The organism is Caulobacter sp. GW821-FHT10E02 (assembly GCF_059415225.1).
The window spans coordinates 406,325-419,755 of sequence record NZ_JBWKMV010000003.1 but is presented as its reverse complement, the minus strand read 5'-3'; the positions used below and the strand labels follow the sequence as shown (position 1 = coordinate 419,755).

5 protein-coding genes are annotated in these 13,431 nt (G+C 68.2%); 2 read left to right on the top strand and 3 right to left on the bottom strand.

Annotation, left to right across the window (positions count from 1 at the left end):
- Positions 1-48: 48 nt before the first annotated feature.
- Positions 49-5,883: a hybrid sensor histidine kinase/response regulator gene (locus AC07NI_RS17135; protein ID WP_494621257.1), complete on the top strand. Its 5,835-nt coding sequence runs from the start codon at positions 49-51 to the stop codon at positions 5,881-5,883.
- A 2-nt stretch (positions 5,884-5,885) separates the two neighbouring features.
- A complete protein-coding gene (locus AC07NI_RS17130; protein WP_494621255.1) occupies positions 5,886-7,892 on the top strand; it encodes a response regulator in 2,007 nt (668 codons plus the stop codon).
- Here the strand turns inward: AC07NI_RS17130 and AC07NI_RS17125 are convergent.
- The 3 genes from AC07NI_RS17125 to AC07NI_RS17115 form a co-directional block, all read right to left on the bottom strand.
- Positions 7,889-9,745, bottom strand: coding sequence for an ulvan lysase-like protein (locus tag AC07NI_RS17125; protein ID WP_494621253.1), 1,857 nt, complete (start codon positions 9,743-9,745; stop codon positions 7,889-7,891). The two genes, AC07NI_RS17130 and AC07NI_RS17125, sit on opposite strands and share 4 nt — an antisense overlap.
- Positions 9,746-9,834: 89 nt before the next feature.
- Entirely contained in the window at positions 9,835-10,938 is a 1,104-nt protein-coding gene (locus AC07NI_RS17120) for a PepSY-associated TM helix domain-containing protein (RefSeq protein ID WP_494621251.1), read from the bottom strand.
- Positions 10,938-13,097, bottom strand: a complete 2,160-nt coding sequence (locus tag AC07NI_RS17115; RefSeq protein WP_494621249.1) for a TonB-dependent receptor — start codon at positions 13,095-13,097, stop codon at positions 10,938-10,940. Before AC07NI_RS17115 ends, AC07NI_RS17120 begins: the two co-directional genes overlap by 1 nt.
- Positions 13,098-13,431 lie beyond the last annotated feature (334 nt).

Below are 13,431 nucleotides of genomic sequence, written 5' to 3'. Positions count from 1 at the left end.
CCAGTCACCCTCGATCCACATTGAGTGGCTCTGATTGGGGTGACGAGCATGCAAGGCGTTCTGGAACGGGCCACGGATAAGCCCGAGCTCGACGGGCATCAGCTGTTGGCGGCGTTCCGCGCCTTCCGGCGAGGCGACTTCTCGGTCCGCCTGCCCGGCGACCTCAGCGGCCTGGACGGCGAGCTGGCCGAGGCCTTCAACGACGCCGTCGAGATGAACGACCGGCTCTCGAAAGAGTTCGAAAGGCTGCGCGATGTGGTCGGCCGCCAGGGCAAGATCAACCAGCGCGCTCAGCTGCCGGGCGCGGTCGGGGCCTGGGCCGACAGCGTCGAGGCCGTCAACAGCCTGATCACCGACATGGTCCACCCCACCGCCGAAATGGCCCGCGTGATCGGCGCCGTGGCCAATGGCGACCTCTCACAGACCATGGACCTGGAGAACGAGGACCGCCCCCTGCGCGGCGAGTTCCTGCGCACCGGCAAGGTCGTCAACACCATGGTCGGGCAGCTGGGCTCGTTCGCCTCGGAAGTCACCCGGGTGGCGCGTGAAGTCGGCACCGAGGGCAAGCTGGGCGGCCAGGCCCAGGTCAAGGGCGTCACCGGCGCCTGGAAGGACCTCACCGACAACGTCAACCTGATGGCCGGCAACCTGACCGGCCAGGTCCGCAACATCGCCGAGGTCACCACCGCCGTCGCCAATGGCGACCTTTCCCGCAAGATCACCGTCGACGTGAAGGGCGAGGTGCTGGAGCTGAAGAACACCATCAACACCATGGTGGACCAACTCAACAGCTTCGCTTCGGAAGTGACCCGCGTGGCCCGCGAAGTCGGTACGGAAGGCAAGCTGGGCGGCCAGGCCAACGTCAAGGGCGTGGCGGGGACCTGGAAGGAACTGACCGACAACGTCAACCTGATGGCCGGCAACCTGACCGGCCAGGTCCGCAACATCGCCGAGGTGACCACCGCCGTGGCCCGCGGCGACCTCTCCAAGAAAATCACCGTCGACGTGCGCGGCGAGATCCTGGAGCTGAAGGACACCATCAACGTCATGGTGGACCAGCTCAACGCCTTCGCCAGCGAAGTCACCCGCGTGGCCCGCGAAGTCGGCACCGAAGGCAAGCTCGGCGGTCAGGCCCGCGTGGAAGGCGTCGGCGGCACTTGGAAGGAGCTGACCGACAACGTCAACCTGATGGCCGGCAATCTTACGGGCCAGGTCCGCAACATCGCCGAGGTGACCACGGCCGTGGCCATGGGCGATCTCTCCAAGAAGATCACCGTCGACGTGAAGGGCGAGATCCTGGAGCTGAAGTCGACCATCAACATCATGGTGGACCAGCTGAACGCCTTCGCCTCGGAAGTCACCCGCGTGGCGCGGGAAGTCGGCACCGAAGGCAAGCTGGGCGGCCAGGCCAACGTCACCGGGGTCGGCGGCACCTGGAAGGACCTCACCGACAACGTCAACTTCATGGCCGCAAACCTGACGGGTCAGGTCCGCAACATCGCCGAGGTCACCACCGCCGTCGCCATGGGCGACTTGTCGAAGAAGATCACCGTCGACGTGAAGGGCGAGATCCTGGAGCTGAAGAACACCATCAACGTCATGGTGGACCAGCTGAACTCGTTCTCTTCGGAAGTGACCCGCGTGGCCCGCGAAGTCGGCACCGAGGGCAAGCTGGGTGGTCAGGCCCAGGTCAAGGGTGTCACCGGGGCCTGGAAGGACCTCACCGACAACGTCAACTTCATGGCCGCAAACCTGACCGGTCAGGTGCGGAACATCGCCGACGTCACCACCGCCGTGGCCAATGGCGACTTGTCCAAGAAGATCACCGTCGACGTGAAGGGCGAGATCCTGGAGCTGAAGAACACCATCAACACCATGGTGGACCAGCTGAACGCCTTCGCCTCGGAAGTCACCCGCGTGGCGCGGGAAGTGGGCACGGAAGGCAAGCTCGGCGGTCAGGCCCAGGTGAAGGGCGTGGCCGGGACGTGGAAGGAACTGACCGACAACGTCAACCTGATGGCCGGCAACCTGACCGGCCAGGTACGGAACATCGCCGAGGTGACGACCGCCGTCGCCATGGGCGACTTGTCGAAGAAGATCACCGTCGACGTGCGCGGCGAAATCCTCGAACTGAAGAACACCATCAACACCATGGTCGATCAGCTGAACTCGTTCAGCTCGGAAGTGACCCGCGTGGCCCGCGAAGTCGGCACCGAAGGCAAGCTCGGCGGTCAGGCCCAGGTGAAGGGCGTCGCCGGCACCTGGAAGGATCTCACCGACAACGTCAACTTCATGGCCGCCAACCTGACCGGCCAGGTCCGCAACATCGCCGACGTGACGACCGCCGTGGCCAACGGCGACCTTTCCAAGAAGATTACCGTCGACGTGAAGGGCGAGATCCTGGAGCTGAAGAACACCATCAACGTCATGGTGGACCAGCTGAACGGCTTCGCCTCGGAAGTGACCCGCGTGGCCCGCGAAGTCGGCACCGAGGGCAAGCTCGGGGGCCAGGCCGCCGTGCCGGGTGTCGCGGGTACCTGGAAGGACCTGACCGACAACGTCAACATGATGGCCGCCAACCTGACCGGCCAGGTCCGCAACATCGCCGACGTCGTCACCGCGGTCGCGCAAGGCAACCTCAAGCGCAAGCTGACCTTGGACGCCAAGGGCGAGATCGCCTCGCTGGCCGACACCATCAACGGCATGATCGAGACCCTGGCCACCTTCGCCGACCAGGTGACCAACGTGGCCCGCGAAGTGGGTTCGGAAGGCAAGCTGGGCGGCCAGGCCCGGGTGCCCGGGGCCGCCGGCCTGTGGCGCGACCTGACCGACAACGTCAACGAGCTGGCCGCCAACCTGACCACCCAGGTCCGCGCCATCGCCGAGGTGTCGACGGCCGTGACCAAGGGCGACCTGACGCGCTCGATCACCGTCGAGGCCTCGGGCGAAGTGGCCGCGCTCAAGGACAACATCAACGAGATGATCCGTAACCTGAAGGATCAGACTCTGAAGAACACCGAGCAGGACTGGCTGAAGACCAACCTGGCCCGGTTCAGCCGCATGCTGCAGGGCGAGCGCGACCTGTCGACCGTGTCGAACCTGGTGCTGTCGGAACTGGCCCCGCTGATCAACGCCCAGCACGGGGTGTTCTACGTCTCCGACACCAACGAGGCCGGTGAAGCGGTCCTGAACCTGGCCGCCAGCTACGCCGGCAATCGCCGCAAGCCGCCGTCGGGTCAGCTCTACCTGCGCGAGGGCCTGATCGGCCAGTGCGCGGCCGAGAAGGAGCGCATCCTGCTGACCAACGTCCCCAAGGACTACGTCAAGGTCAGCTCCGGGCTCGGCGAAAGCGCCCCGCGCAGCATCATCGTCCTGCCGGCCCTGTTCGAGGGCGAGCTGAAGGCGGTGATCGAACTGGCCAGCTTCGGCGAGTTCAACGAGACCCAGCAGGCGTTCCTGGACCAGTTGATGGAGTCGATCGGCATCGTGCTGTCGACCATCGCCGCCAACATGCGGACCGAGGGCCTGCTGGAGCAATCGCAGTTGCTGACCTCGGAACTGCAGGCCCAGCAGGAAGAGCTGAAGAAGACCAACGACCGCCTGGAACTGCAGGCCGCGTCCCTCCGTCAGTCGGAAGAGCTGCTGCGCTCCAAGCAGGACGAGCTGCAGACCACCAACGCCGAGCTGGAGGACAAGGCCGTCCTCCTGTCCGCCCAGAACAAGCAGGTGGAGGCCAAGAACGCCGAGGTCGAGCAGGCCAAGGCGGCGCTGGAGGAGAAGGCCGAACAGCTGGCCCTGACCTCCAAATACAAGTCCGAGTTCCTGGCCAATATGAGCCACGAGCTGCGTACGCCGCTGAACTCGCTGCTGATCCTCTCGAAGATGCTCAGCGAGAACGCGCAAGGGAACCTGAGCGACAAGCAGGTGGAGTTCTCCAAGAACATCCATTCGGCCGGCGCCGACCTGCTGGGCCTGATCAACGACATCCTCGACCTGTCGAAGATCGAGAGCGGCACGGTCACTCTGGACATCGGACAGATGCCGTTCGCCTCGCTCAGCGACCAGACCCGCCGCACCTTCGCCCAGCTGGCGCAGGACAAGAAGCTGGACTTCGCGATCGACCTCGACCCGGCCCTGCCACCGGCCATGTACACCGACGACAAGCGCCTGCAGCAGGTGATCAAGAACCTGCTCAGCAACGCTTTCAAGTTCACCCAGGCCGGTTCGGTGAAGCTCAGCGTCAGCCGTGCCGAGTCCGGCTGGGCGCTGGGCAACGACCACCTGAACAAGGCCGGCCAGGTGCTGGCCTTCGCGGTGGCCGACACCGGCATCGGCATCCCCGAGGACAAGCAGCGGATCATCTTCGAGGCCTTCCAGCAGGCCGACGGCACCACCAGCCGCAAGTACGGCGGCACGGGCCTGGGCCTCTCCATCAGCCGCGAGATCACCCGCCTGTTGGGCGGCGAACTTAAGGTCGTCTCGACCCCCGGTGAGGGCTCGACCTTCACCCTCTATCTGCCGCTGAACTTCAGCCCTACGGCCCAGCCGGCGCCGATGCCCGCGCCGCGCATGCCGACCTCGCAATCCTCGACCTTCACCTTCTCGACCGCCGACGCGGCGACCTACGAGCCGGTCGAGAGCGTGATCGACGACCGCGACACCATCACCCCCGCCGACTCGACGGTGCTGATCGTCGAGGACGACCCGCGCTTCGCCTCGATCCTGCTGGCCCTGGCCCGCGACGCCGGCTTCAAGGGCGTGGTGACCAGCGAAGGCGCCTCGGTCCCGTCCCTGGCCCGCCGCTTCGCGCCCGAAGCCATCCTGCTGGACGTCGGCCTGCCCGACATGGACGGCCTGGCCTTGCTGGACCTTCTCAAGCGCACGCCCGAGACGCGGCACATCCCGGTGCAGGTGATCTCGGCCGATGACCGGGGCGGCCTCTCCCTGTCGATGGGCGCCCTGGGCTTCACCAGCAAGCCGGTCGAGCAGGAGGCGGTGGTCTCCACTCTCGACCGCGTACGCCGCCTGGCCAGCCACGAGGACCGCTCGCCGGTCCTGGTCGGCGGCGATCGCGAGACGGCCGACCTGCTGGCCTCGGCCTTCGGCGGCGCGCGGACGGAAGCCAAGCTCGAAGCCCTGCCGCCCGCGGCCTTCGACGGCGAACAGGGTTGCCTGGTGGTGGCGATCGCCAGCGGCCGGGTCGGCCCGACCCTGGACCTGCTGCGCCAGCGCGGGGCGGTGTCCGGCTCGACCGTGCTCTACGCCGCCGGCGAGCTCGACGCCGAGGAGGAGCGCCGCCTGCGGCTGGCCGTGTTCACCGGCGCGGCGCGCCTGGCCCGCACCGGCGAGCAGCTGATCGACCACGTCGCCCTGATCCAGCACGACCGGGTCGAGCGCCTGCCCGACAGCGCCCGCGCCATGCTGACGCGCACTCGTCACGCCGACGCGGTGCTGACCGGCCGCACCGCCGTGGTCATCGACGACGACATCCGCAACATCTTCTCCCTGGCCAGCGCCCTGGAGGAGTACGGCATCGCCCTGCGCTACGCCGAGAGCGGCCGCGCGGGTCTGGAGCTGCTGGACAGCCTGCCCGAGGTCGACATGGTCCTGGTCGACATCATGATGCCCGACATGGACGGCTACGAGACCATGCGCGAGATTCGCGCCCGCTCGCGGTTCGCCAACCTGCCCGTCGTCGCCGTGACCGCCAAGGCGATGAAGGGCGACCGGCAGAAATGCATCCAGGCCGGCGCCTCTGACTATGTGTCCAAGCCCGTCGACCTTGACCAGTTGATCTCGGTCCTGCGCGTGGCGGTGCAGCGCGCCGACGCCCGCAAGCTGGCCGGCGACAACATCGTAAGCCTGTCCAGCGTGGCCCACTAAGCATGTCGATCCAGGCGGTCCAGTTCCCTCCCGAGCCCCTTCCGGTCGATCGACCGAAGGCCAAGATCCTGATCGTCGATGACGACGAACGGAACGCCTTCGCCGCGTGCCAGGCCCTGGAGGCGCTGGACCAGGAGCTGGTCGTCGCCCGCTCGGGCCCCGAGGCGCTGCGCAAGCTGCTGACCGACGACTTCGCGGTCATCCTGCTGGACCTGCACATGCCCGGCATGGACGGCTACGAGACCGCCGCCCTGATCCGCGAGCGGCGCCGCACCCGTGACGTACCGATCGTCTTCCTGACCGCCGTGTTCCGCGACGAGGGCCACATCTTCAAGGCCTACTCGGCCGGCGCCGTCGACGTGGTGTTCAAGCCGGTCGACCCGTTCATCCTGCGCTCCAAGGTGCAGGTGCTGGTCGACCTGCACATCAAGCGCATGGAGCTGGCCCAGGAGCTGGAGAACCGCCAGCGCCTCCTGGAAGAGAACGCCCGCGTCCAGGCCGAGAAGCTGGAGGCCGAGCGCTCGCTGCAGATCAGCCTGCGCCGTCAGCAGGCGATCCAGCTGGCCCTGCCGATCGTGTTCTATTCCCGCCAAGCCGACCCGCCCTACGCCGCCCTGTCGGTCAGCGAGGCGGTGCTGGGGCTGACCGGCTACGACGCCCACTGCTTCACCGACGATCCAGACTTCGGCTACGCGCACGTCCATCCCGACGACCGCGCCATCGTCGCCCAGGCCCAGGAGGACGCCCGTCGCGGCAATGCCTATACCTGCGAGTATCGCTGGCTGTGCGCCGACGGGACCTACAAGTCGCTGATCGACCAGGGCGTCCCGGCCGAGGACCACGAGACCGGCCGTCCCGTGGTGTTCGGCACCCTGCTGGACAACACCGAGCGCCGCGCCCTGGAAGAGGCCCTGGGCCACGCCCGCAAGATGGAGGTCGTCGGCCAGCTGACCGGCGGCGTCGCCCACGACTTCAACAACCTGCTGACCGTGGTGCTGGGCAATGTCGACCTGATCCAGCGGCGCTGCGGCGCGGACTTCGCCTATGTCCGCCAGGTCACGGCCATCCGCCAGGCCACCGAGCGCGGCGCGGCCCTGACCCGTCAGCTGCTGGCCTTCTCGCGCCGCCAACGCCTGGACCCCGCCGCCGTCGATCTCAACGACCTGGTGCGGGACTTCTCGCCGCTGCTGCGGCAGGCGATCGGCGACGGCGTTTCCTTGCGCTTCGATCCGGCCCAGGCCCCGGCCTTCGTCAATGTCGACCCGGCGCAACTGGAAAGCGCCCTGCTGAACCTGGCCGTCAACGCCCGCGACGCCATGGGCGGGTCCGGCGGCCTGACGATCAGCATCCAGATCGATCCCGACGCCGGCCACCGCCTCGTCGTGCGCGACACCGGGCCGGGCATGGCCCCGGACGTCGCCTCGCGCGTCTTCGAGCCGTTCTTCACCACCAAGGACGTCGGCAAGGGCTCGGGCCTGGGCCTGGCCCAGGTCTATGGCTTCGTCAGCCAGTCCGGCGGTCAGGTCACGCTGTCGACCACCCTGGGCGAAGGCGCGGCGTTCGAGATCACCCTGCCCGCCATCGCCGCCGGTCCCGTGCGCGCGCCGGCCCCGACCGTGCCGTCGGAGGACGCCACCGGCTCGGAACGCATCCTGGTGGTCGAGGACGATCCGGCGGTGCTGGCCCTGGCGGTCGATACGCTGGAGGGCCTCGGCTACCACGTGACCACCGCCCGCAACGCCGCCAGCGCCCTGCGCCGACTGGGCGGATCGAAGGCGTTCGAGATGCTGTTCTCGGACGTCATCATGCCCGGCGGCGTCAGCGGTCTGGACCTGGCTCGCCAAGCGCGCGGCAAGAACCCGAAGCTGAAGGTGCTGCTGACCTCCGGCTTCATCGGCGAGGAAGCGATCGACTGGGCCGACGAGTATCCGATGCTCGACAAGCCCTATGACGCCCCGTCCCTGGCCGCCAAGGTCCGGGCGATCCTCGACGCCGAGGCGCGCGCCTAGGCGGTGATCGTCACGCTGACGGTCTGGCCTTCGGTCAGGTCGATCGACAACGGCGCGGCCTGCAGGCCGGGCACGAGGTTGAAGACCCTCTGGACCGACACCGGGGCGAAGTCGGCGTCGGCGACGACCGTGATCCGGCCACTCCCCTTGGCCACCGTCACAACCCGCGCGTCCTTGCGCTCCACCGCCTGGTCAGCGCGGGCGATCATCGGCAGCACCAACCGCGCGGTCTTGCCGGCCGCGAGCCCGGTGACCTGAGCCGTCAAGGTCAGGCCTGCTGGCGTCAGAGCGTGGGTCAGGGCGTAGGCGATCGTCCCCTTCCCTTCCGGTGTCACCAGCTTGCCACTCGCCGTAGTGCGCACCGCGTCCCCACCGCCAGTCACCTCGAACTTCGCGGTCAGGTCGGCGATGTTCGTGAAGACGTCCTTGCCGTCCACCAGCTCAATGCGCGGGGTCAGGACTTGGTGGTTGGCGTCGATCGGCGCCTGCTGATTGCTGATCTCGACGGCCTTGTAGCGGGTCATGCTGGACGCCAGCACCGGTCCCAGGGCCTGGTGATACAGCAGCGAGACCGCCCCGCCCGAGGCATGGCCGCCACCGGCCGGCGCCAGGTAGTCGAAGTCATAGTCGGTGAAGCTGGCCCGCCACGGCCCCACCGAGGCCAGGTGCGTGCCGATCTCCGGGAAGCTCTTCAGCCCATAGGGCTTGTCGCGCGGCAGCTCGGTGCGGGCGACCGCCGCCGGCTTGGCCAGGTCGATCACCGCCGCCAGCGAGGCCGCGTGGCTGAAGGTATGGTGGATGCACGGCCGATAGCCGGCGGCGCGATAGTCCGGCCCGCCGTACAGCAGGCCATCGTGGGTGCAGGCGGCCATCAGGGCCAGGTTGCGGGCCGAGACCTCGGCGAAGCGCGGGTCCTTATCGGCCAGCACGCGATAGGCCGTATGGCAGCCGTCGCTGGTGCGGCTGCCCCACCAGGTCCACTTGACGTTCCGGGTGCCCCAGCTGTTGTCCCAGGCTCCGTCGGGCAGCATGAACTCCATGTGGGCGCGCAGGCTCGTGACCACCTGGTCCATCACCGCCTGGTCGCCGGTGCGCAGGGCGTACATGGCCAGGGCCGGCAGGGACTCCTCGACATTGTAGCCGAGGTCGACCGGCGGCCGGCCCTTGGCGGTGCGGCCGCGCTGCGGGTGGCCCTCGCCGAACAGCAGGCCGTCCGGGGTGAAGTAATCCAGCGCCGCGAGGGCGAAGGTCCGCGCCTTGGCGGCATAGGCCTCACGACCGAACACCTCCGCCCCCAGCGACATCGCGTAGGCCGTGGTGACCGGATAGTTGATGTTGCCGGTGTCCAGGGTCATGAACCCGTCGAGGAAGACGAAGGCCTTCTCCAGCCGCGCGCGCCAGGCCTCGCGGGTGGCGCGGTCCAGCAGGTCGCCGTGGTGCAGCAGGGTCTCGGACAGCGCGATGGCGCGGAAGACCGTGATGCCCTTCCAGTCGTTGAGGAAGACGTCGTTGACCCAGCTCCCGTCCGGCCGCGTGACGTTGCGCTCGCTCCAGCCGTGGGCCGCGATCGCCGCGCGGACATAGCGATCGTCGCCGCTGGTCCGCGCCATGCGCAGCAGCGGATAGACCGCGTCGCCGATCCGGCCGTGGACCATGCCGCAGCCGGGACACAGGAAGGCGCCGTCGCCTTCCTTCGCGCCGCGCACCTGCCGTTCCAGCAGGCCGTCGCACCAGGTCTTCAGCAGCGCGCCATAGGGCTCGAGTCCCGCCGCAACAGGGGAGCCCTTCGCTACCGCCGGCGCCAGCATCGCGGCCGCCGACAGTCCCAGTACATGCCGTCTCGGCAGCTCCATGACGCACCCTCCCCGCGCCGGTCATCGCCGGCGGTTGGGCTAGTCTTGCGTCAGGGAAATCATTTTGGCCAGGCCAATATGAACTTTGGTCATGCCACTTGTGGAACAGGCTTCTTCGCCGGACGCCGGCGCTTGGGCGTACCCGCCGGATTGCCCCAGAAGGTCACCACAGCCAGCGACCCCAGCAGCGCCAGGGTCAGGCCCGAGACCGTCATCACCAGTCGATAGGTCAGCCCGCCGACCTTGGCCGCGTGCAGCGGGAAGTCGGCGTTGGCGATCCGCGAGCCCAGCGGCAGGGCCTGGGCGTCGCGGCTGCCGACCATCGCGCCGGTGGCCGGATCGAACCAGGCCATCGAGCGGCCGTTGGGCAGCCACTCGACCTGCTGGCGCAGGCGGATCGAGATCAGCCCGCCCTTCTTCTGCGGCAGGCCGATGGTCCGCACCTCCGCGCCCGGGAAGCGGGCCTGGGCCGTAGCGATGACCTTGGTCCAGTCGAGGTCCTTGGCCAGCTTGCCGCCCTTGGTCTTGGGCGCGGCCGAGGCCTTCTCCATCACCGCCGGCGGCGTTAACGGCGCGCGCAGGGCGTTGGAGAACCACTTCAAGTTCATCGCCGCGCCAGTCGTCAGCGACAGGATCAGCAGCGGCGCGATCAGCACGCCCAGGTCGCGGTGATGATGGACGATCGCCGCCCGCTTCATCATCCGTGGCCACAGGCGGACATGGAACATCCGCCGCGTCGGCCACCACAGGATCAGGCCGGTGACCACGAAGCAGAGGCCCGCCAGGCCGGCGATCCCGCCGACGATCTCGCCGGTGTCGCCGTTGAACAGGTGATGGTGGAAGTCGAAGATCCACACCTCCGGCCGGGCCCAGTTGGAGGTCCAGGCCTGGACGATATTGCCGTCCTGGTCGGTGTAGGCGGACTTCTCCTCGGTCTTGTAGGCCAGCTTGTGCAGGCCCATCCGGGGCGTCGCCAGCACGATCGAGCGCGGGCGGTCCTCGGCGGCGAAGACCTTGGTCGCCATGGCGCCGAGCGTCGCGGCGTCCTGCCGCTGGGCGTCGGCGGCGTGGGGCACGGTGGCGCGCAGGAAGGCGTCCTCGTGCACCAGCAGCGCGCCGGTGAAGCCCAGGAGCGCCAGCAGGAGACCGATCAGGCCGCCCGTCCAGCGGTGCAGCAGGCGCAGGGTCTTCATCAGAAGCGCGTTTCCCAGCCCAGCGTCGCGACACGGCCGCGGCCGGCATAGAACTTGTCTTTGGCGGGCAAGGTCGTGTCCGAATTGTACGAGATGTACTGCTTGTTCAGGATGTTCTGGACGCCCAGCGACACGGCCCCGACGGGCAGCCGGTAGCGCACGAAGGCGTCGGCGACCGTGTAGCCGTTGAAGTCGTCCTTCACCAGGGCGGTCTGCATGTCGCGCTTGATGTACTTCTGGACCTGCACGCGCATCGCCCACTTGCCCGTCTGATAGTCAGCGGCGAGGTTCAGGCGGTCGGGCGAGATGTTGGCGCCGTCCAGGTCGGTGTCGACCTTGCCGTCGGCATTGGTGTCGGTCTTGCCGCGCAGGCGGGCATAGCCGGTCGAGACCGACAGACCATCGACCGGGGTGCGGGCCTTCACATTGACCTCGAGGCCCTCGATCGCCACGCCCTGGCGCTGGACGTCGAAGATGCCGCCGGCGTTCTTGACCAGCAGCTGGCCCAGTTTCGACTTGGACCAGAAGTAGGCGACGCTGGCGTCGAACGGTCCGCGCTTCAGTTCCGCGCCCAGTTCGCGGTTGTTCGACACGATCGGCTCGACGGCCAGATAGGTGTCGACATCGACATTGGCGACATTGATGGCGCGCAGGATGCGACCGACGTCCGGCACGGTGTAGCCCTCGGCATAGCTGCCATAGAGGCGCACGCCCTTGGCCGGCTCGAACACCACGCCGCCGTTCAGCAGGGTGGCGCTGAACTCCGGATGGCCGCCGCCCACCTTGCGCGAGCCGTAGAAGGCCAGGGTGGTGAAGTCGTCGACCTTCAGCTCGACGTTCTCGAAGCGCGCGCCGCCGGCCAGGCGCAGCTTGCCGTCGAACAGGGCGTAGTTGCCCTGGATGAACGGGGCCAGGCTCTGGAACTTGGTCGGCGGCACCCAGGCGCGGCCGGTGACGATCAGCAGTTGCGCGGTGGTGTCGGTCAGGGCGTCGAGGCCGGCGGTGGCGGTCAGGCCTTCGATTCCCGGCACGGCGCGCTCGTAGCTGATCCGCGCGCCCAGCTTGCGCGAGCGGTTCGAGGACTGTTCGAACAGCGTGCCCGACGGGGCGATGGCCACGTCCTGGAAGGTCGCGCTCTTGTCGCCGCCGAAGGTGTCGCGCGAGCGGTTGAAGAACACCTGGGCGTTCAGCACGCCGCCATAGAGGTCGTCATTGACCAGGGCCGCCGACAGGGTCTCGACGCGGTTGGCGGCCGGTTCGCCGGGCTGGACGCCGCGATAGGCCGTGGTCGGCAGGCGGGTCAGGCGATTGCCGTCGGTCGGCGCTACGGCCGTGCCGGTGACGGTCACGAAGTCGCCGTCGCCCTTCAGCTCGAAGCGATTGCCGACGATGTCCAGGCGCGTGTTGGGCGAGATCTGCCAGCCCAGGCGACCGAACAGCGACAGGGTCTTGGAATCCTGGACGTCGCCTTGCGTGTTGTCCATGCCGATGCGGCGGCCGTTGGCGTCATAGAAGGCGCCGCGCGTCTCGTAGGCGACGCCAGCGGTGGCGTCGAACGCCCCTTCGCGCCAGCCGACCAGGCCGGCGACCTTGGCCCCCAGCGCGTCGCCCAGGTCATGGCCGGCCGTGGCCTGGACCAGGGCCCGGCCCGAGACGCCGTCCGTCTTCGGCGGGCCGACGGTGACCTGGTTGACCACGCCGCCGGTGGCGCCGATACCTTGCAGGGCGTTGGAGCCGTAGATCAGCTCGACGCGGTCGATGAAGAACGGGTCGATCGTGTAGCCGTCGCGCGAGCCGTCGCGGATCGGCGTCGACTGCGGGATGCCGTTGATGGCGTAAAGCGGTGAGCGGCCGCGCAGGCTCTCGCCCGCGCCCGACAGCTTCTGGCGCGTGGGCGAGAACGACGGCGACAGGGTCGAGACGGCGTCGACGATCGAGCCGCTGACGGCGACCTGCTGGCTCAGCATCTCCTGGTCGATCACGTCGACGGTCAGCGGCAGGGCGCTGGCGGGCAGGATGGTGCGGGCGGCGGTGATGACCACCTGGTCCACGTCGGTGTCGGGGGTCTTGTCCTGGGCGTGGGCCGCGGACAGGGCCAGCAGGCTGAGCGTGGAAAGCAGCGCGCCACGCAAACCGGCGCGCGAGAAGTGAAGTCGCATGGTCATCCCCGTCGAAGTGACGCGGCTATGGCCTAAATGCGAGTGACTTGCAATATCGCTAAGATGGAAGTGGGGGCGCCGCGTCCGATTGGGGGGGCTGGGGGTCGGACGCGGCGCGCGAGGTCTTGCCTCGAAAGCCGCCGGCGGGGGGACGGTGGCGGCTTCGAGAGACATACTGACCGGACGGACCGCCCTCGCCTATCATACCTAGGCATGGGGTCCGATCGGGCCGTCTGGCCCCGATCCCATACCTTAGTATCATGGCGCGCGGGGCCCCGGACGAGCAGCCTGAAAGTCAGTGTAGTAACGGCGCGTCGACGGGCGGGCCGACAGT